This window comes from Salinibacterium sp. CAN_S4 (assembly GCF_015752305.1).
GTDB lineage: Bacteria > Actinomycetota > Actinomycetes > Actinomycetales > Microbacteriaceae > Rhodoglobus.
In genome coordinates this window covers 240463-259006 of sequence record NZ_JADOVB010000004.1, presented here as the reverse complement: position 1 = coordinate 259006, position 18544 = coordinate 240463, and the positions used below count along the sequence as shown (strand labels likewise).

18 protein-coding genes are annotated in these 18544 nt (G+C 64.7%); 9 read left to right on the top strand and 9 right to left on the bottom strand.

The window, feature by feature from the left end:
• Window positions 1-100: 100 nt before the first annotated feature.
• Window positions 101-1855 carry an acetyl/propionyl/methylcrotonyl-CoA carboxylase subunit alpha gene (locus IWX81_RS11825; protein WP_199281516.1) on the bottom strand — a complete coding sequence of 585 codons (1755 nt, stop codon included), beginning with the start codon at window positions 1853-1855 and terminating at the stop codon, window positions 101-103.
• A gap of 89 nt (window positions 1856-1944) precedes the next feature.
• Entirely contained in the window at window positions 1945-2571 is a 627-nt protein-coding gene (locus IWX81_RS11820; RefSeq protein ID WP_199281515.1) for a Maf family protein, read from the bottom strand.
• 20 nt (window positions 2572-2591) lie between these two features.
• Here IWX81_RS11820 and IWX81_RS11815 point away from each other — a divergent pair, with 20 nt between their 5' ends.
• From IWX81_RS11815 to IWX81_RS11800, 4 genes are all read left to right on the top strand, one after another.
• On the top strand, window positions 2592-3833 hold the full coding sequence (locus IWX81_RS11815) for a class I SAM-dependent RNA methyltransferase (RefSeq protein WP_199281514.1): 1242 nt from the start codon (window positions 2592-2594) through the stop codon (window positions 3831-3833).
• Between the two features lie 77 nt (window positions 3834-3910).
• Window positions 3911-4615 (top strand): response regulator transcription factor, encoded by a 705-nt coding sequence (locus tag IWX81_RS11810; RefSeq protein ID WP_199281513.1) that lies wholly within the window; start codon window positions 3911-3913, stop codon window positions 4613-4615.
• Complete coding sequence (locus tag IWX81_RS11805) at window positions 4605-5888, top strand: sensor histidine kinase (protein ID WP_199281512.1); 1284 nt, start codon at window positions 4605-4607, stop codon at window positions 5886-5888. The genes IWX81_RS11810 and IWX81_RS11805 overlap by 11 nt, the downstream gene beginning before the upstream one ends.
• A complete protein-coding gene (locus IWX81_RS11800) occupies window positions 5885-6934 on the top strand; it encodes a hypothetical protein (RefSeq protein WP_199281511.1) in 1050 nt (349 codons plus the stop codon). The genes IWX81_RS11805 and IWX81_RS11800 overlap by 4 nt, the downstream gene beginning before the upstream one ends.
• 464 nt (window positions 6935-7398) lie before the next feature.
• Here IWX81_RS11800 and IWX81_RS11795 read toward each other — a convergent pair whose 3' ends face one another.
• Together IWX81_RS11795 and IWX81_RS11790 are read right to left on the bottom strand one after the other, a co-directional pair.
• Window positions 7399-7632, bottom strand: coding sequence for an acyl-CoA carboxylase epsilon subunit (locus tag IWX81_RS11795; RefSeq protein WP_199281510.1), 234 nt, complete (start codon window positions 7630-7632; stop codon window positions 7399-7401).
• The gene (locus tag IWX81_RS11790; protein ID WP_334594027.1) at window positions 7629-9245 is read right to left on the bottom strand and encodes an acyl-CoA carboxylase subunit beta; all 1617 of its coding nucleotides are present in this window, start codon (window positions 9243-9245) and stop codon (window positions 7629-7631) included. Before IWX81_RS11790 ends, IWX81_RS11795 begins: the two co-directional genes overlap by 4 nt.
• Window positions 9246-9321: 76 nt before the next feature.
• Here IWX81_RS11790 and IWX81_RS11785 point away from each other — a divergent pair, with 76 nt between their 5' ends.
• Both IWX81_RS11785 and IWX81_RS11780 read left to right on the top strand, forming a co-directional pair.
• On the top strand, window positions 9322-10119 hold the full coding sequence (locus tag IWX81_RS11785; protein ID WP_199281508.1) for a biotin--[acetyl-CoA-carboxylase] ligase: 798 nt from the start codon (window positions 9322-9324) through the stop codon (window positions 10117-10119).
• Window positions 10116-10595, top strand: a complete 480-nt coding sequence (locus tag IWX81_RS11780) for a PH domain-containing protein (RefSeq protein WP_199281507.1) — start codon at window positions 10116-10118, stop codon at window positions 10593-10595. The genes IWX81_RS11785 and IWX81_RS11780 overlap by 4 nt, the downstream gene beginning before the upstream one ends.
• Here IWX81_RS11780 and IWX81_RS11775 read toward each other — a convergent pair.
• Window positions 10558-11067: a GtrA family protein gene (locus IWX81_RS11775; protein ID WP_199281506.1), complete on the bottom strand. Its 510-nt coding sequence runs from the start codon at window positions 11065-11067 to the stop codon at window positions 10558-10560. The two genes, IWX81_RS11780 and IWX81_RS11775, sit on opposite strands and share 38 nt — an antisense overlap.
• Before the next feature lie 152 nt (window positions 11068-11219).
• Here IWX81_RS11775 and IWX81_RS11770 point away from each other — a divergent pair, with 152 nt between their 5' ends.
• Genes IWX81_RS11770 through IWX81_RS11760 form a run of 3 tightly spaced genes read left to right on the top strand, consistent with a single transcriptional unit; the run spans window position 11220 to window position 14252 of the window.
• Window positions 11220-12350 carry a 5-(carboxyamino)imidazole ribonucleotide synthase gene (locus IWX81_RS11770; protein ID WP_442977756.1) on the top strand — a complete coding sequence of 377 codons (1131 nt, stop codon included), beginning with the start codon at window positions 11220-11222 and terminating at the stop codon, window positions 12348-12350.
• A 58-nt stretch (window positions 12351-12408) separates the two neighbouring features.
• On the top strand, window positions 12409-12876 hold the full coding sequence (gene purE / locus IWX81_RS11765; protein ID WP_199281611.1) for a 5-(carboxyamino)imidazole ribonucleotide mutase: 468 nt from the start codon (window positions 12409-12411) through the stop codon (window positions 12874-12876).
• The gene (locus IWX81_RS11760; protein WP_334594024.1) at window positions 12873-14252 is read left to right on the top strand and encodes an LCP family protein; all 1380 of its coding nucleotides are present in this window, start codon (window positions 12873-12875) and stop codon (window positions 14250-14252) included. The genes purE and IWX81_RS11760 overlap by 4 nt, the downstream gene beginning before the upstream one ends.
• On the opposite strand, the gene IWX81_RS11755 is transcribed toward IWX81_RS11760, so the two are convergent.
• The 4 genes from IWX81_RS11755 to IWX81_RS11740 all read right to left on the bottom strand — a co-directional run bounded on the left by IWX81_RS11755 (window position 14249) and on the right by IWX81_RS11740 (window position 18417).
• Entirely contained in the window at window positions 14249-15379 is a 1131-nt protein-coding gene (locus IWX81_RS11755) for a glycosyltransferase family 4 protein (RefSeq protein WP_199281504.1), read from the bottom strand. The genes IWX81_RS11760 and IWX81_RS11755 overlap by 4 nt on opposite strands.
• Window positions 15376-16230 carry a dTDP-4-dehydrorhamnose reductase gene (rfbD, locus tag IWX81_RS11750; RefSeq protein ID WP_199281503.1) on the bottom strand — a complete coding sequence of 285 codons (855 nt, stop codon included), beginning with the start codon at window positions 16228-16230 and terminating at the stop codon, window positions 15376-15378. Before rfbD ends, IWX81_RS11755 begins: the two co-directional genes overlap by 4 nt.
• Before the next feature lie 237 nt (window positions 16231-16467).
• Window positions 16468-17451, bottom strand: a complete 984-nt coding sequence (rfbB, locus tag IWX81_RS11745) for a dTDP-glucose 4,6-dehydratase (protein ID WP_199281502.1) — start codon at window positions 17449-17451, stop codon at window positions 16468-16470.
• 24 nt (window positions 17452-17475) lie between these two features.
• The gene (locus tag IWX81_RS11740; protein WP_199281501.1) at window positions 17476-18417 is read right to left on the bottom strand and encodes a glycosyltransferase; all 942 of its coding nucleotides are present in this window, start codon (window positions 18415-18417) and stop codon (window positions 17476-17478) included.
• Between the last annotated feature and the right edge of the window lie 127 nt (window positions 18418-18544).

Sequence of the window (18544 nt, the reverse complement as noted above, 5' to 3'; positions counted from 1 at the left end):
TGGTGTTGACCGAGTTGTTGATGTCATGAGGTGTGACCCGGCCAGCCCCTCTGGCCCCGCCAGCCCCATCACCTCCTGAATAATGAAAGTAAGGGCGAGGTCAGTCGGTGATGTTGAGCAGAAGGTGACCGGATGACACGGTGGCGCCGACTGTCGCATTCATCCCGGTGATCGTGCCGTCCTTGTGGGCGACGAGGGGCTGTTCCATCTTCATCGCCTCGAGCACGAGGATCAGGTCGCCCTTCACTACGCTGTCGCCCTCGGCGACCGCGAGCTTGACGACGGTTGCCTGCATGGGCGCCTTAAGCGAATCGCCCGTGACCGTGCTCACCGAGCTGGATGCCCGACGCTTGGGGGACGCGGTGAGCGCCGTTCCTCCACCCGCCGTCGGCACGAGTTTCGTCGGAAGGGAAACCTCGATGCGCTTGCCGCCCACCTCGACGACGACGTTGTGTCGTGCCGGTGGGGGAGTGCCGTCGGCCAGCGATCCACTCCACGGCTCGATGTCGTTGACGAACTCGGTCTCGATCCAGCGGGTGTAGACGCTGAAAGGTGACGAGGTGAAGGCGGGATCGCGCACGATCTTGCGGTGGAAGGGCAGAACCGTCGGCAGGCCGGCCACCTCGAACTCGTCGAGTGCGCGGCGGGAACGCTCGAGCGCGTCCTCCCGCGTCGAGCCTGTGACGATCAGCTTGGCCAGCAGCGAGTCGAATGCGCCGCTGATGACGTCTCCGGTCGTTACACCGCTGTCGACACGAACGCCGGGGCCACCGGGCATCCTGAGCACATTGACCGGCCCGGGCGACGGCATGAAGTTGAGCCCAGGGTCTTCACCGTTGATGCGGAATTCGAAGGAGTGGCCGACCGCGACCGGGTCGGCGTAGTCGATGCTGCCACCGGAGGCGATGCGGAACTGCTCGCGCACGAGGTCGATGCCGGTCACCTCTTCGGAGACAGGATGCTCGACTTGCAGTCGCGTGTTCACCTCGAGGAACGAGATGGTGCCGTCGCGGGCAACCAGGAACTCGCAGGTACCGGCACCCACGTAGCCGACCTCGCGGAGGATCGCTTTCGAGGATGAGTAGAGCAGCTCGTTCTGTTCGTCGGTGAGGAACGGCGCCGGTGCCTCTTCGACGAGCTTCTGGTGCCGGCGCTGCAGGGAGCAGTCACGCGTGGAGATGACGACGACGTTGCCGAAGCTGTCGGCGAGGCACTGGGTCTCGACGTGGCGCGGCTGGTCGAGGTACTTCTCGACGAAGCATTCGCCTCGACCGAACGCGGCGACGGCCTCGCGGGTAGCCGATTCGAACAGCTCGGGGATTTCTTCGCGGGTGCGGGCGACCTTGAGTCCGCGGCCTCCTCCACCGAATGCGGCCTTGATGGCGACGGGGAGTCCATGGATGTCGACGAAGTCGAGCACCTCATCGGCCCCCGAGACGGGGTTCAGGGTTCCGGGGGCCAGCGGCGCGCCGACCTTCTCGGCGATGTGCCGCGCAGACACCTTGTCGCCCAGTTGCTCGATCGCGGTGGGGGACGGGCCGATCCAGATCAGCCCTGCATCGATGACGGCCTGGGCGAATGTCGCGTTCTCGGCGAGGAATCCGTAGCCGGGGTGTACGGCATCCGCGCCGGAGCGACGGGCGACCGACAGGAGCTTCTCGATGACGAGGTAGGTCTCGGCCGAGGTGGTGCCGTCGAGCGCGTACGCCTCGTCCGCGAGTTTGACGTGCCGGGCATCCCGGTCCTGGTCTGCGTAGACAGCGACGGTCGCGATGCCGCTGTCTTTCGCGGCGCGGATGACGCGTACTGCGATCTCCCCACGGTTGGCGATCAGTACCTTGGTGATGGGAGCCATAGTTACCTAGCTTATGGGTGGGGGCGCTCAGGTCTTTGGTGAGTGGAGACAAAAACGCCGTGTCGACGCTGTGGGTTTCTACAGCGCGTCTAGTGCTGGGGCTGGCGGTTCCAGAGGCTGTGCCAGGGAACGCCGAACTGCATCAGCAGGGTGCGCACCAGCGACACCGAGAGTCCGACGACGGCATGCGGGTCTCCGTCGATGCGGGATATGAGGGGCGCGCCGAGGCTGTCGATGGTGAACGCACCCGCGACCTGCAGCGGCTCCCCGGTGGCGACGTATGCGTCGATCTCATCGTCGGTGATGTCGCTCGCGAAGGTGACCGCTGCCGTCGACACTCCCCCGACCGCGTCGCCGAGGACGCCGCCGCGGTGGTCGATCAACCAGTGGCCGGAATGCAGCAGTCCCGTTCGGCCGCGCTGTGCGCGCCAGCGGTCACGGGCAACCTCCGGAAGGTGCGGCTTGCCGAACAGCTGCCCGTCGAGTTCGAAAGCAGAGTCTCCGCCGAGGATGAACCCATCGAACTCCGACGTACCGACGACCGCCTCGGCCTTGGCGCGGGCCAGCAGTTGCACGAGCTGGGGACCGTCCAGTGGCGCCGCGGCTGCGGCCACGGCCTCCTCATCCACTCCCGACGACAGCAGTACCGGCTCGACGCCCACCGCACGGAGAGTCGCGAGCCTGGCTGGTGAGGTTGAGGCGAGGTAAAGCCGCACGGTGCTCCTATGCTCGAATAATGGGTGAATTCGCAGGCAGGTCGATCGAGGTCGACGTTACCAACATCGCGCACGGTGGAGTGGGCGTGGCCCGCCACGACGGACGGGTGGTGTTCGTCGCCGACGCGATCCCCGGGGAGCGGGTGGTGGCGAGGGTCACCGAAGACTCCAAGAAGTCGTTCTGGCGCGCAGAGACCGTCTCCGTGGTGTCGGCGAGCGAGTTCCGCCAGCCTCACGTGTGGACCGCGGCATCCATCGACCGGGATCCGGCTGAGCGGGCCGGGGGCGCGGAATTCGGTCACATCAGGCTGGATCACCAGCGTGAATTGAAGCGACGGGTGCTCGCAGAATCGCTCGAGCGCATGGCGAAAGTCACGAGCGACGTTCAGGTCGAGCCGCTGCCCGGTGATGACGAGCGCGGTGGCACAGGATGGCGCACCAGGGTCAGGCTGCATGTGGACGACTCCGGGCGTGCCGGACCGTTCGCCGCCAGGTCCCACAGGGTCATCCCTGTCACAGAACTCCCGCTGGCGACCGATGAGCTCTCGGCCGCGGCCCCGCTCGACCAGGATTTCTCCGGATCCGAGCACGTCGATGTGCTCGCGCCTTCGACGGGCGGCGTGCGGCTCATCATTGGCGGCAAGAACGCCCAAAAGCGCACCACCATCACCGAGATCGTGGGGGAGCGGGAATTTCGGCTGGCCGATTCCGGCTTCTGGCAGGTGCATCGCAGTGCGGCCGAGGCTCTCACCACGGCTGTACAGGATGCCGTGGATCCTGCACTCTTCGACCCTTCAGCCCACAACCTCGACCTCTACGGGGGCGTCGGACTTCTCGCCGCGGCCGTGGCCGACCGATTCGGACCGACCACGAAAATCACCACGGTCGAGAGCGACGCCATCGCCACCGATTACGCCGCAGACAACCTCGCGGAGTGGATCGGCGCGCGGTCCGAGACGGCACGCGTCGAGCGCTGGGTGAGGGATCTCGTGGCCTCAGCGAGTGCATCCGAGAAGTCGCGACTCGCCCGGGCGACCATGGTGCTGGACCCTCCGAGGTCGGGGGCTGGGCGGGATGTGGTCGCGTCGATCGCGGCGCTTGCTCCGGCCCAGGTCGTGTACGTGGCCTGCGACCCGGTCGCCTTCGCCAGGGACGTGGACTTCTTCGCGGGCCACGGCTACACTCTGTCGGCGCTCCGGGCGTTCGACCTGTTCCCGAACACACACCATGTCGAAGCCGTGGGAACGCTCTCACGAGCCTGAATTGGTGCGCCGCAACGACGCGTTTATCGTGAGGCACGGTTAAGCTGGGAGCTAACCACCGCGAGATCGGAACCATCTTGACTGAAACCACCGTGACCGATGCTCCGGCTTCGGCTGACTTCTCGCACATCAGGGTCGCCGTCGTCGACGATCACGAGTCGGTGCGCCTCGGCCTGAAGGCGGCCTTCATCGAGCATGGATACGACTTCGTGATCGAGGCCGCGACCGTCGACGAGTTTGTGGAACGACTCGCGGGACGGGAAGTCGACGTCGTCGTTCTCGACCTCTCGCTGGGTGATGGATCGACCGTGACGGAGAACGTCAAGCGGGTGCAGGCGACAGGATCCGCGGTGCTCGTGCACAGCATCGCCGACCGCGTGGCGAGCGTGCGGGAAGCGCTGGCCGCCGGTGCTGCCGGCGTCATCCCCAAGTCGTCCGCGACCAAGACCGTGCTTGCCGCGGCAACGACAGTCGCCAAAGGGGACGTGCTGAACAACCTCGAATGGGCGACCGCGATCGATGCCGACCGCGACTTTGCGAAGGCGCAGCTGGGGCGCCGTGAGCGCGAGATCCTGCACCTCTATGCTTCGGGGCTGCCCCTGAAGCTGGCTGCGCAGCAATTGGGCATCGGTTACTCGACGGCCCGTGAATACCTCGACCGCATCCGCGTGAAGTACGTGGAGGTGGGTCGCCCTGCTCCCACGAAGGTCGACCTGTTGCGTCGCGCCGTCGAAGACGGCATTCTTCCAGGGCTGGACCCGGATGGCGGAGATGCCCGCTAACAGGGCCGTCGTCTCGCCTGTTCCGCAGGTCAAACAGCCCAGAAACCCGATCAGCCGCAAACAGGTCGAAAAAGTCATCTCTCGCAGTGTTGCGGGCTTCGGAATCGTCTTCGGTGCGCAGACGATCCCATGGTTGCTGGGCCAGATAGACGAGTCGTACCCGCTCTGGCAGTGGATCGTGGTGCCGGCGCTGTTCGGATCCCTGGTGCTGGTGCTGGTGATGTCGATTGTCCAGGTCTGGGTCAGACCCGCGCACGCCCTGTTCGCCATCCTGTACCTGGGCGCTCTCATCAGCTGGCCCTTTGCCGTGATTCCGGGCGTGACAGTGTTTCCCGGCATCCACTGGCTCAATTACATCCTCACCGTCGCTACCGCTATGGCGGCTATCGGCTTCAATGCCCGCTGGGGCACCATCTATTTGTTCGTGGCTCCGATCGTGTACTCGATAGTCCGGACAACCCCGCAGGGCGGTGGCGCAACGTGGCAGCTCGCGGTCGTGGAGGGCTTTTACGCGATCATCCTCGGGGCCGCCATCATTATCATCGTCACGATGCTGAGGCAGGCTGCCACCAACGTCGACAACGCGCAGGCGACGGCGCTGGATCGCTATGGCCATGCCGTTCGGCAGCATGCCACCGAGGTGGAGCGGGTGCAGGTCGACTCGATCGTGCACGACAGTGTGCTGACGACCTTCATCTCGGCCGCCCGCGCGTACACTCCCGAGGCCGAGGCGCTGGCAGCGACGATGGCGGGCAACGCGATCGGACATCTGCGGGACGCGGCAGCCGCCAGCCCCGACGACGGGTCGACTATGCGCATGACCGTGCTCGCGTCGAAAATCGTCGACAGCGCGACCGACCTGTCCATGCCATTCGAGGTGCGGGTGCGGAACCCGGGCAGTGGGTCGTTGCCGATCCAGGCGGCCGATGCCGTGCACTCTGCCGTCATCCAGGCGATGATGAACAGCATGCAGCACGCCGGTGCGTCAGGCGTCTCCCGCTGGGTGAACGTGCGGGGGGTGGTGCCTGAGGGCATCGAGGTGGTTGTCGGGGACGACGGCGCGGGGTTCGAGGCATCCGAGGTTCCGGGCGAACGCCTGGGCGTGCGCATCTCGATTATCGAACGTATTTCGAACGCGGGAGGTCATGCAGCCATCACGACAGCGCCCGATGAGGGCACCGTGGTGAGAATAACGTGGCCATACGAGCCGGGGCCGACGAACGGGATATCTCTCGACGATTCGCTGGCCGACGACCAGGCGGTCGGACGATGAAGATCACAGTACCGAGGTACATGTTCGTCGGAATCGCCGCGCTATTCTCGGCCTACCACATCCTTCTCGCTGCCTTCACGATCGACCAGCCGCGCCATGCCGGTCCGGTGATCGTAGCGATGGTGCTGTACGGCATTGCCACGATCATCAGCCTTCTGCCCGTCGGGCCGGCGCGCATGCCCGTCGCTATGGCGGCCTTCAATTTCGCGGTCGTGATCGCGATAACCCTGCTCGTCGCGAACGAGCTGGACTTCGCTCGCCCGGGTGGTGCCGGCTACGCGAGCTGGTATGTCGCAGCGAGCGGCACACTGCTCACCATCACCTCGACCCGGGGGCGCCATACCTTTGCGTGGCTCGGCATCGGGTTCCTCGTGGTGCATACCATCGCGATCGTCGGCGACGTGGGACCGGCAGGCATCTTCAGCCTCGGTATTGTCGGGAGCGCCTCGTGGGTGGGGGTCTCGCATGTGCTGAGTGCAGCAATGTCCAAGGCGTCGAAAGATGCCCAGCGGTTCGCTCTCGCCGAGCGGGAGGCCACAGAGTGGCAGGCAGCCCAGGATGCCCATGTGTACGAGCGTCAGTTCCGTCTCGGCCAGACCAGCGCCATGGCCCTCGACATGCTGCGCCAGATCGAATTGAGTGGCGGGCACCTCTCCGACGCCCAACGCAGGGAGTGTCTCTACCTCGAGGGTGCCATCCGCGATGAGATCCGGGGCAGGAAACTGCTCAACGATGCCGTGCGAATCGAAGTCATGTCTGCGCGCCACCGCGGAGCTACAGTGACACTGCTCGACGAGGGTGGCATCGACGACCTTTCTGACGTCGAACTCGAGAGGGTGCTCAATCGACTGGCGCTGGCAATCAGAGAGACCGATGCCGATAAGGTGATCGCGCGCACGGTGCCCGAAGGATCCGAGGTTGCCGTGACGGTCGTCGGCCTTCGCAGTTTCGCCGATGGGGAATCAGTGGCACTCGGCCAGGATTCGCTCGAAGACGACGAGGTCGATCTCTGGCTCGAGATACCTCGAGTTCCGGTCACGCCCTGAGAGGCTTGGACAGAGCCTGAGTTATAGCAGAGGGGCCGAAGTGGCTCAGAGAGCGCTTCTTCGACCCCTCGCTAAATTCCGAGTCAGGGCGATAACCCGAATATCACCCTGACTCGCCCCCATTTCATCGGCGCGCTTACCCTAGTCCGCCGATGAATGGCGGTGTTACTCACAATGTGAGACACCTAGCACCAACAACTATGCAGTGTTGTGTAAGGAGTAAATAGTCGTCTCTTTGGGGGACTCTCGGGGGACAATCGGGGAATTCGGCCCTAAAGATGCGCTGAACCGACGGGGATCTCGTTTTCTGCGCAACGAATAGTCGGGGTACAACGTTGCAAATCGTGCTCTTTTTGACCGGATCGCGGGGCGGTTCTGCCCCTTTGCCCCGATTGTGCTGCTGATTTCGTTGTTAGCCGCGTGCCGTTCTTTGGCATCCGCAATTCTGGCCCCCATTCGGGGCGTTATCCGGAGAAATTCCGCCAACTGCCAGCTCCCGGAACGAGAGTCGAGCGGACGGAACGCTGACTGCGCTGCCAGGCCGAGACGGGAGGCGTGGCATCCACTGCCATTCCGCCGGCGAGCTCGTCGAGGGAGGCCGCGATGACCGCAGTCACCGCAGCGATCTCCTCGTCGCTCACGCCCGCTGTCACGATGCGAAGGTCGAGGGCACCAGCATCCGGCGCTTCAGTCGTCACAGCGGGATGTTCCCATGCTTCTTCGCGGGCATCGACGCCCGCTTGGTCCGCAGGGCACGCAGTGCCTTCACGACGGCGACGCGGGTCGCTGCAGGCTCGATGACGCCATCCAGTTCCCCCCGCTCAGCGGCGAGGAACGGGGATGCCACGTTGTAGGTGTATTCGTTGGCCAGCCTTGTGCGAACCGCCGCGACATCCTCACCAGCGGCCTCTGCTGCTTTGATCTCGCCGCGGTAGAGGATGTTGACGGCGCCCTGGCCGCCCATGACGGCAATCTCTGCCGTGGGCCACGCGTAGTTGAGGTCGGCGCCCATTTGCTTGGAGCCCATGACGATGTAGGCCCCGCCGTATGCCTTGCGGGTGATGACCGTGACCAGCGGCACTGTCGCCTCGGCGTAGGCGTAGAGCAGCTTCGCCCCGCGGCGGATGACGCCCGTCCACTCCTGGTCGGTGCCGGGAAGATAGCCGGGAACATCGACGAGCGTGAGGATCGGAATGCTGAACGCGTCGCAGAAGCGGAGGAACCTGGCGGCCTTCTCACCGGCCTCGATGTTGAGGGTGCCCGCCATCGCCTGGGGCTGGTTCGCGATCACGCCGACGGTGCGGCCCTCGACGCGGCCGAACCCGACCACGATATTGGGCGCGTACAGCGGCTGGGTTTCGAGGAAATCGCCGTTGTCGACGATGTGCTCGATGATCGTCTTCACGTCATACGGCTGGTTCGGGCTGTCGGGGATGATCGAGTTGAGCTTGCGATCCTCGTCGGTGATCTCGAGTTCGACGTCGCTCTCGTAGACGAGCGGCTCCGAGAGGTTGTTGTCAGGCAGGAAACCGATGAGGGTCCGTGCGTAGTCGAGTGCGTCATCCTCGTCGCTGGCCAGATAGTGCGAAACACCGGAGATCTTGTTGTGGGTGAGTGCGCCGCCGAGCTCCTCCATGCCCACGTCTTCACCGGTGACGGTCTTGATGACGTCGGGACCGGTGACGAACATCTGGCTGGTCTTATCGACCATGATGACGAAGTCGGTGAGCGCCGGGGAGTACACCGCGCCACCCGCAGCCGGCCCCATGACGATGGAGATCTGGGGGATGACACCGGATGCCTGGGTGTTGCGACGGAAGATCTCGCCATACTTACCGAGCGCGACGACACCCTCCTGGATGCGCGCACCACCGGAGTCGAGCATGCCGATGATGGGCACGCCGGTCTTGATGGCGTGATCCATGACCTTGATGATCTTCTCGCCGGCGACCTCGCCGAGCGATCCGCCGAAGATGGTGAAGTCCTGCGAGTAGACCGCAACCTGTCGGCCGTGGATCGTACCGAGGCCCGTGACGACCGCGTCACCGTATGGCCTCTTCTTCTCCATGCCGAAAGCATGGGTGCGGTGGCGTACGAACTCGTCGAGCTCGACGAACGACCCGTGGTCGAGCAGTTGCTCGATGCGCTCGCGGGCTGTTTTCTTGCCCTTCGAGTGTTGCTTCTCGATGGCGGCCTCACCACTGGCGGTGACCGCCTCGTGGTACCTCACCTTGAGGTCGGCGATGCGGCCCGCTGTCGTCGTGAGGTCGGGCACGTGCGGTTCGGTGTGTGGTGCGGCGTCGGAGATCACCATGTCACTTTACCCACCAGCGACTTGGGCATGTCGTTGGCGGAACCTTACAGAAACGGGGGCCTAACCTGTGGGGATGCACCTTCCCCTGTCGATCGCTGTCGCCGCGCGGCTCGACGTGCTGCCGCAGGCGGGGTCCACCAACGCCGAACTCGTGGCCGCGGCATCCGGTGGTGATCTCCCGCACTTCACGGTGCTCGCCACGACCAACCAGACCGCTGGTCGAGGCCGACTGGGTCGCGACTGGGTCGCTCCTGAGGGAATGACTCTCGCCGTTTCTGTGCTGCTCGGCACCGGCACCGTCGCGCCGGATCGGCTCGGGTGGCTGCCCCTGCTCACCGGGCTGGCCATGACGCGGGCCGTCGGTCGCCTCGTCGGCGGCCACGAGGTGAGCCTGAAATGGCCGAACGACGTGCATATCGACGGCCTGAAGGTGTCGGGAATCCTCGCAGAACTCGTCCCCGGCATCGGCGTCGTGACGGGCGCCGGCCTCAACCTCACGATGAGCGCGGCCGAGCTGCCGACGCCGACGTCCACGTCCCTCGCTCTGAACGGGTGGGGCGATGGGGCTGACATGGCCGACGAGGCGATGCTGGATGCCGCGCTCAGCGCGTACCTCGTCGAGCTCGACTCGCTCTACTCCGCTTTTGCTGCCGCCGGTTTCGACGCTGGTGCCAGCGGATTGCGCGAAGCCGTCAGCACCGCCTGCACCACCATCGGACGCAGCGTCAGGGTCGATCTTCCTGACGGCGACCAGCTGTTCGGCTCGGCGACGGAGATCGATGATTCGGGACGACTTGTCGTGGCGGGCACGAGCTTCGACGGCGTGCGGGCGATCGCGGCCGGGGACGTGACGCACCTGAGGTACGCGTGAGTGCGAAGCCGGAGCGCGACACCGTCATCGTGAAGCTCCGCCCGCATTCCAGGGCACTGTTCTGGCCGACGCTGGTGCTCGTCGTCGTGGTCGGCGGCGTCGGCTATGTCGCGGGACTTGCCGCCGAACAGTGGCAGCTGGTGGTCGTGCTCGTGATCGCGGCACTGCTCGTGTTCACGGGCTGGTTTATGCCTCTGTGCCGGTGGTTGTCGCGGCGCTACACCATCACGAACAGGCGGGTCGTGGTGCGCAGCGGTTTCTTCGTGCGTACGAGGCAGGAGCTTCTGCACAGCCGGGCTCACGACGTCACGGTGCGTCGGGGTGGACTCCAGATCGTGTTCCGCAGCGGGGACGTCATTCTGAACTCGGGCCAGGACGCTCCCGTGATCCTGAAGGATGTGTCGTCAGCCGACCTCGTGCAGGAGGCCCTTCACGACCTCATCGAGGCTGCGCAACGGGAGCAGACTGGTCGGTGAGCTCCGCGGTTGAGGGCGCCTCGTCCGCCACGTCGCGAAGCGGTCGTTCACGGTTGGGGTGGAACACCCAGTACCGGTAGAACGTGAACCTGAAGGCCGTGCCGAGCGCGAGGCCCACCACGTTGCTCGAGATGTTGTCGGCCAGCACCGATGTAAAGCCGAGAACATAGTGCGACACCCACAGGCAGCCGAGCGCGATGAGCATGCCGCCGACGCTGACGGCGACGAACTCGAGGCCCTCGCGCACCACCGTCGAGCGCTTCGTCGCGCCGAAGGTCCAGTAGCGGTTCCCGACGTAGTTCGCGGCAATCGCCAGCGTCGTCGAGATGACCTTGGCGATGAACGGCCCCTCGTGGATCACGGACGGCTCGAGCACGGTGGCTCGGAGGATGTTGAACACACCGACGTCGATCACGAGCCCGACGAGCCCCACGAGCCCGAATCGCGCGAGCTGGGTGACGAACCTGCGCATGAGTCCCCGTTAGGTAAGAATGGAAGTACGTGAGTGTGGTCGCGCGTGTGACAGCGTAACTTCCACCCATCACACCAGGCTGTGTGTCGGCTTCGAGCCAGCTACACGCCGCAGTTCTTGTGACACCACAGTTCTGATCACAACACAGGCACATCGAATCGATCCAGGAGTTGCGGATGCCCCCCATTGTCGGCGTCATCGGTGGCGGCCAGCTCGCTCGAATGATGATACCTCCCGCGATAGAGCTCGGTATCGAGCTGCGTGTCTTCGCCGAGAGCGCCGGTGAGTCCGCCGGGATCGCTGTCACGCAACTGGGGGACTACCGCAACGCCGATGATGTGGTGCGATTCGCCGACGGCGTGGATGTCATCACCTTCGACCACGAGCACGTGCCGCAGCGCGTGCTGCGGGCTCTCATCGCACACGGCGTCCGCGTGAATCCGGGGCCGGACGCGCTGCGATTCGCGCAGGACAAACTCCAGATGCGGCAGCGACTGTCGGAGCTCGGCCTGCCGGTTCCGGACTGGGCTGCCGTGGCATCCACTGTCGAACTCGACGCGTTCCTCGCCGAGCACGGGGGGCGCGCGGTCGTGAAGACCGCCACCGGCGGCTACGACGGCAAGGGCGTCAGGGTGGTCTCTGCCTCGTCCGATGTCGCTGACTGGTTCGATGGCGACGTCCCGCTGCTTGCGGAGGAACTCGTCGACTTCAGGCGCGAACTCTCCCAGGTGCTCGCCCGCCGACCCAGCGGGGAGATCGCGCTGTGGCCCGTTGTCGAATCCATCCAAGTCGACGGTGTCTGCGCCGAGGTGATCGCTCCGGCCCCCGGGTCGAACGGCAGGATCTCGGCGATGGCGGGTGCCATCGCCACCAGCATCGCGCAACAGCTCGACGTGACCGGGGTGCTCGCTGTGGAGCTCTTCGAATCGACGGATGACCGGCTGCTGGTCAACGAACTCGCCATGCGACCGCACAACAGCGGCCACTGGAGCATCGACGGTTCAGCGACGAGCCAGTTCGAGCAGCACCTGCGTGCGGTGCTCGACCTGCCGCTCGGGCCCACAACCATGCGCGAGCCGTGGAGCGTGATGGTGAACGTGCTCGGCGGCACCTCGGACAACCGGTACCCGGCTGCGCTCGAGGATCAGCCCGAGGCGAAGTACCACTTCTACGGAAAGGACCCGAGGCCAGGACGGAAAGTCGGGCACGTGACCGCGGGGGGCGCCGAGCTGGAGAGTGTCGTTTTCCGCGCGCGTGCCGCAGCGGCGTTCTTTGAGGATTGACACCTACCATTGGTGAGTGCCTGAACCGATAACAGAACCCGTGCTCGTCGCGGTCGTGATGGGCTCCGATTCCGATTGGAGCGTCATGGCCGACAGCGCCGCCGTGCTGAAAGAGTTCGGCATCGCGCACGAGGTCGAGGTCGTGTCAGCGCACCGCACCCCGGAGAAGATGATCGCCTTCGGTAAGGCGGCTTCTGCCAGGGGCATCCGCGTCATCATCGCCGGAGCCGGAGGAGCCGCTCACCTGCCGGGGATGCTCGCCTCCGTGACCACGTTGCCGGTAATCGGTGTTCCGGTGCCGCTCGCGAAGCTCGACGGTCTCGATTCACTGCTCTCCATCGTGCAGATGCCCGCCGGTATCCCGGTCGCGACTGTCTCTATCGGAGGCGCGCGGAATGCCGGAATCCTCGCGGCGCGCATCATCGGATCGGGCAACCCCGTGCTGACCGAAAGGCTCGCAACATACGCACGTGGCCTCGAGGCCATGGTGGAAGAGAAGAACTCCTTATTGAAGGGGTCACTGTGAGCCAGGGGTCGCTCGCGTCGAGCCAGCCGGTGCGCTACCCGGATACGCGCTCGCAGCCCGTCATGACTCGCAGGGCCTGGGTGCTGGTGCTTCTCAACATCCTCATCCCCGGTTCGGCGCAACTGCTGGCTGGCAACCGCCGGCTCGGGCGTTTCGGAGTCGGTTCCACGTTCGTGCTCTGGGCCCTCGTCATCGCGGCGGGGCTCACTTTCCTCTTGTCCCGATCGACGATCCTGACGATCGCCAGCATGAGCATCGGCCTCATTGCGATGGCCCTCATCCTGGTGTTCTACGCAGTTCTCTGGCTGATTCTCACTCTCGACACGCTTCGACTGGCGCGGCTCGTCAAGGCGGCGCCCTCCGCGCGAGGATGGGTGGCCGGCCTCGCGACGATCCTGCTCGTAGCAACCTCCGGCACCGCCGCCTACGGCGCGTTCGTGGCGACCACGGCGAGCAATTTCGTCTCCAACGTCTTCATCACCGCTCCTCCCAAGCCGGCTATCGACGGTCGCTACAACATCATGCTCCTCGGTGGCGATTCCGGCCCCGATCGCGACGGGCTGCGTCCGGACAGCATCACCGTGGTCAGTATCGACGCGGCGACCGGTGCCGCCACCATGATCGGTTTGCCGAGAAACATGGAGTACGTCCCGTTCTCCGAGGGCTCTCCGATGGCGGCGGCCTACCCCAATGGCTACGGCCGTGACCTCGGGTGCGAAGTGAGCGTCTGCCTCCTGAACTCCGTCTACACCGAGGTCGAGCTCGTGAGCCCGGAGATGTACCCGGATGCGGTTGCGCAGGGAAGCGAGCCCGGTATCGAGGGCATGCGGGATGCTGTCCAGGGAATCACGGGGCTCACCATCCAGTACTACGCGCTGATCGACATGCAGGGCTTCCTCGACCTGGTCGACTCTCTCGGCGGCATCACCGTCGACGTCGCGACTGCAGTTCCCATCCACACCGATGAGACCTTCACGACTGTCGCGGAATGGATAGGACCTGGCGTCGTGCACCTCGACGGATACCACGCGCTCTGGTACGCACGGTCCCGCCACGACACGACCGACTATGACCGCATGGGTCGCCAGCGTCAGCTGGAGGAGGCGTTGCTCGAGCAGTTCACTCCAGCCAACGTGCTGAGCCAGCTGCAGGCGGTCGCTGCCGCGGGAACACGTGTCGTCAAGACCGATGTTCCGCAGGCGTCACTGGGCTACTTCGTCGACCTGGCGTCCAAGACCAAGAACCTGCCGTTGCAGAGCGTGGAACTGGTTCCGGACAACGGAGTCGATCCCGAGGATCCCGACTTCGACTTCATCCGGCAACTGGTCGCGGAAGGTCTTGCGCCCATTCCCAGCGCAGAGCCATCCGAGGGCTAAAGGTCGGCGTGGAGTTGCCAGACCTTTTCGGCTGAGCTCCGCCAGCTGAAGGCGTTCGCGCGGTCCGAGCCGGAGTATCCGAGCCTGACAGCCAGCTGGCGGTCATCCAGGATGGAACGGATGGCGTCGGCCAGTCGTTCCGGATACAGGGCGCTGTCGCCTCGCTCCACGACGATGCCGCCGCCCGCTGACAGCTCCACCATCGCCGGAGCATCGGAATGGACGACCGGGATGCCGAGGGAGAACGCATCGAGCATGGGCATGCCGAATCCTTCTTCGAGATTGGGATGAGCGAAGACCGTCGCGCGCTCCATAACGACAGCCAGGTCGGCATCCGAGAGCAACCCGAGCCCTCTCACGCGCCCTTCGTCGAGTCCGGCATCGACGATCGCTGCAGCGAGCGAACTGTCATCCGCGGTCGGCCCCACGATAAGCAGCGGTTCGCCGGTTCCGATCTTCGACATCGACCGGACCAGCTGGTCGATGCCCTTGCCGGCCTCGAGCCCCCCGATAGCCAGAATGTATCGATTCGGCAGATCGAGTCTTGAGGCCCGCACGTCAGCGTCAGCGGGCGGGACGATGCGTGAGTTGGCAGCGCCGCTGATGACCCGCACGCGATCACCGAGATCGGCGATCTCTCCCAGCTGATCGGCCACGGCATGGCTGGGCGCCACGACGGCGTCAGCGAACCGCGTGGCGCGCTTGAGCATCGCCCTGTGCCAGGAGACGACGCGGGGAGGTAACAATTCAGGATGCGACCACGCGACGGTGTCGTGCACCGTCACGATGACCTGGTCTGCGCTGTTCAGTCGATCGTGGCGTGACAGCGGCGCGAGCAGGCTGGGTGCGTGCACCATGCCGTGTCCGGGGAGTCTCGTGAAGCCATGCTGCCACGCAGCCTTCACCTCGCGACCAGCGAGAGCACTCTTGTGGAGCGCGGCGAGGCCAGGGAGCCTCTCATTGATGAGTTCGTATTCCGGCTCGGTCGATGCCGAGACGAACGCCTCCACATAGCAATTGCGCGGAGCAGTCGCGATGAGGGCGCGCGTGAGCTCCTCGGTGTACGTGTTCACGTTTCCGGGTGCTGTTGACAGCATTTCGTCGATGATGACTCGAAGGGTGGTCATGAGGCTCCCAATGCTCCTGAGGCGAAAGCTGATTCCAGTGCAGACTTCCAGTCCCGCATCGGACCAAGGCCGACAGTCTTCCAGGCGTTGTGTCCGAGCACCGAGTACGCGGGACGGTGGGCAGGGCGAATGAACCTCGAACTCGTTGTTGGCTTCACGCGACGGGCGTCCAGCCCTGCCAGGGTGAACACTGCCTGGGCGAAATCGAACCAGGTGGCCTCACCGGAATTAGTGGCATGGTAGTTTCCCGGCGCCACGTCGGCGTCGAGCATGGCGGCGATTCGGGTCGCCAGATCCATCGTCCAGGTGGGCTGGCCGCGTTGATCATCGACGACGTCGATGGTGTCGCGCTCGCCGGCAAGTCGAAGTATCGTGGCTGCGAAGTTGCCGCCGTGCTCCCCGTACAACCATGCTGTGCGAATGACCCGGGTACCCTCGGGATGTATTTCTAACGCGAGTCGCTCGCCTTCGGCCTTGGTTCGACCGTACGCGGAGACCGGTGTGCGGGGATTCGACTCCGTGTACGGAGCACCCGCGGTGCCGTCGAATACGTAATCGGTGGACAACTGGACGAGAGTGGCTCCGAATCGAGCTGCAGCGGTAGCCAAATGCGCTGCCCCTGTCGCATTGATCGCAAACGCGTCGACTTCGTGACTCTCTGCGTCATCCACTCGCGTGTATCCGGCAGCATTAACGATGACGTCATGTCCCTCGACCGCCGCCGCGACAGCATCGCCATCGGTCACGTCGAGTTGGCTGCGGGAGAGGGCCGTGACATCTCTGCCCGACAACACCGCCTGAAGATCGCGGCCCAGCATTCCGGCTGCCCCCGTGATGAGATAGCGGGTCACGGCAGCATTCCCTCGACGAGACCATAACGCACGAAGCGCTGGCGTTGAGCGGATTCGCCGTCACCCGTCGCGCGGGGGTTGAGACCGAGAACGCCGATTATCACAAGAGCGATTATCCCCTGAAGTGGGGGCAGGAACGACGCGGCCCGAGTTGGCGGCCCGACCGCACGATCATTCATAAACCCGATGGCCCGTCTCGCGCACTCCGCGTGCAGCATCAGTTCCTGCGGGCCGCCGTCACAGTGCGGCGCGCTCTTTCAACGGTTCCCACCACTGGCGGTTGTCGCGGTACCACTGCACGACGTCGGCGAGGCCCTGCTCGAACGGCACGAGAGGCTCGTATCCGAGTTCCGCTCGGATCTTGGAGATGTCGACGCTGTACCGCAGGTCGTGGCCAAGGCGATCCTGCACACGGTCGACGTACGACCAGTCTGTGCCCGTAGCATCCAGTAGCAACTGGGTGAGCTCCTTATTGGTGAGCTCAGTCCCGCCGCCGATGTTGTAAATCTCGCCGGCGCGACCGCCGACGAGAACCATCGCGATGCCACGCGTGTGGTCGTCGACGTGCAGCCAGTCGCGGATGTTGTTGCCCTCGCCGTAGAGAGGCACGTGCTTGTCGTCGATGAGGTTAGTAACGAAGAGGGGGATGACCTTCTCGGGGAAGTGGTACGGCCCGTAGTTGTTCGAGCAGCGGGTGATCGACAGGTTGAGGCCGTGCGTGCGGAAGTAGCTGCGCGCGAGCAGATCGCTGCCCGCTTTCGAGGCTGAGTACGGCGAGTTCGGTTCGAGCGGTCGTTGCTCATCCCATGAGCCCTCGGCAATCGAGCCGTAGACCTCGTCGGTCGAGACGTGCACGAATCGCTCGAGGTTGTTGCGAAGCGCGGCATCCAGGAGACTCTGCGTGCCGAGCACGTTCGTTTCGACGAAGATGCCGGAATCACGTACCGAGCGGTCGACATGAGATTCTGCCGCGAAGTGCACGACGGCATCGATGCCGGGCAGCAGCTTGTCGAGCAGTTCCGAATCGCGGATGTCACCCTCCACGAACGTGTAGCGCGGTGAGCCTGCGACCGGTGCCAGGTTCTCGAGGTTTCCGGAGTAGGTCATCGCGTCGAGCACGACGACCTCGGCACCCTCAAGCCCGGGGTACGCATCTTCAAGCGTGCGACGGACGAAGTTCGAGCCGATGAAACCGGCGCCGCCGGTGACGAGAATTCTCATGATCTTGCGCAACTTTCTTTCATTTCACCACACGCCGATGGCTACCAATAGAGCAATTATCCTTTGATCCCTCGGTCTTCTCCGCATTTGGCCGCACATGCGAGCCAGCACCAACCGGGATCGGAAGCCGGTCGCCGTCAACAAGTGCAGGATTCGCTCGAGCTCTGGGCGGTCGCTCGGAGGAGCTGACTGAATCGCCACGCGCGTCAACAGGACTGCGTGATTGCGCAGCCAGTGGCTGCGGATCAGCTTCAATCGCGAAAGTGCCGCAGCGAGGCCGGTATTCGAACCCATGACGTTGTCGTCGTGCTGCCGGTAATCGACGCTGGACTCACCGTCGATGTGCCACGACCAGCCATGCGACCGGGCGATCGCGTAGATGAGCGAATCGTGGAAGTCGACCTCCGGTGCGACGGCGTCGGGGCGGGAAAGCAGCTCCCTGGTCAGTTGCGCCAGTCGCGGTGTGAGGAGGAAGGTGCTCCCCGGCCCGGGGCTCTCGAGAAGGTAGTCCCTCGGTCGTTGTGGGTAGTCCTTACGCACCAGGGTGCGCTTCCCGGTGGCGGTAAAGGACGTGACACTGGACGAGACGCCGTCGAAGCCGCGCGCGAGCAGCGCTGCGTGCCTGCGCAGTTTTCCGGGCATCCAGATGTCGTCCTGGTCGGCGAACGCCACGAGCGCATTCCCGGTATCGACGGATCTCAGGAGTCGATAGAAGTTCGCCGCGGAACTGCCCGTCGGCGTGGGATCCTCGAGCACAGTCAGCCGTGGCTCGCGCGATGCCAACTCTCTCAGCCACTCGAGAGTGCCATCCGTGGAGCCGTCATCTGCGGCGATGATCCTCACGCCGACGCCCTGCTGGTCGAGGATGCTGGCGACCTGCTGGGGAATCCAGCGCGCTCCGTTGAATGTCGCGAGAAGCACGACGATTTCGGGCTCGACGCCATCGCAATCGCCGGAGTTGAGCATGGAAATCTACAGTACCGGAGTGTCGAGTGTGCGAGGCTCGGATGGGGGGTAGAAACGCCATTGCCCCCGGGCTTGCACGCCCCTAGCATCATCAGCATGGGTGGCCTTGCGGCGGCCTGTTCTCTTG

What these genes read in the sequence shown, in the direction of transcription:
- IWX81_RS11825 (WP_199281516.1), bottom strand. Translation starts at nt 1,855, where the DNA reads ATGGCTCCCATCACCAAGGTACTGATCGCCAACCGTGGGGAGATCGCA.
- IWX81_RS11815 (WP_199281514.1), top strand. Translation starts at nt 2,592, where the DNA reads ATGGGTGAATTCGCAGGCAGGTCGATCGAGGTCGACGTTACCAACATC.
- IWX81_RS11805 (WP_199281512.1), top strand. Translation starts at nt 4,605, where the DNA reads ATGCCCGCTAACAGGGCCGTCGTCTCGCCTGTTCCGCAGGTCAAACAG.
- IWX81_RS11800 (WP_199281511.1), top strand. Translation starts at nt 5,885, where the DNA reads ATGAAGATCACAGTACCGAGGTACATGTTCGTCGGAATCGCCGCGCTA.
- IWX81_RS11785 (WP_199281508.1), top strand. Translation starts at nt 9,322, where the DNA reads ATGCACCTTCCCCTGTCGATCGCTGTCGCCGCGCGGCTCGACGTGCTG.
- IWX81_RS11775 (WP_199281506.1), bottom strand. Translation starts at nt 11,067, where the DNA reads ATGCGCAGGTTCGTCACCCAGCTCGCGCGATTCGGGCTCGTGGGGCTC.
- purE (WP_199281611.1), top strand. Translation starts at nt 12,409, where the DNA reads ATGGGCTCCGATTCCGATTGGAGCGTCATGGCCGACAGCGCCGCCGTG.
- IWX81_RS11755 (WP_199281504.1), bottom strand. Translation starts at nt 15,379, where the DNA reads ATGACCACCCTTCGAGTCATCATCGACGAAATGCTGTCAACAGCACCC.
- rfbB (WP_199281502.1), bottom strand. Translation starts at nt 17,451, where the DNA reads ATGAGAATTCTCGTCACCGGCGGCGCCGGTTTCATCGGCTCGAACTTC.
- IWX81_RS11740 (WP_199281501.1), bottom strand. Translation starts at nt 18,417, where the DNA reads ATGCTCAACTCCGGCGATTGCGATGGCGTCGAGCCCGAAATCGTCGTG.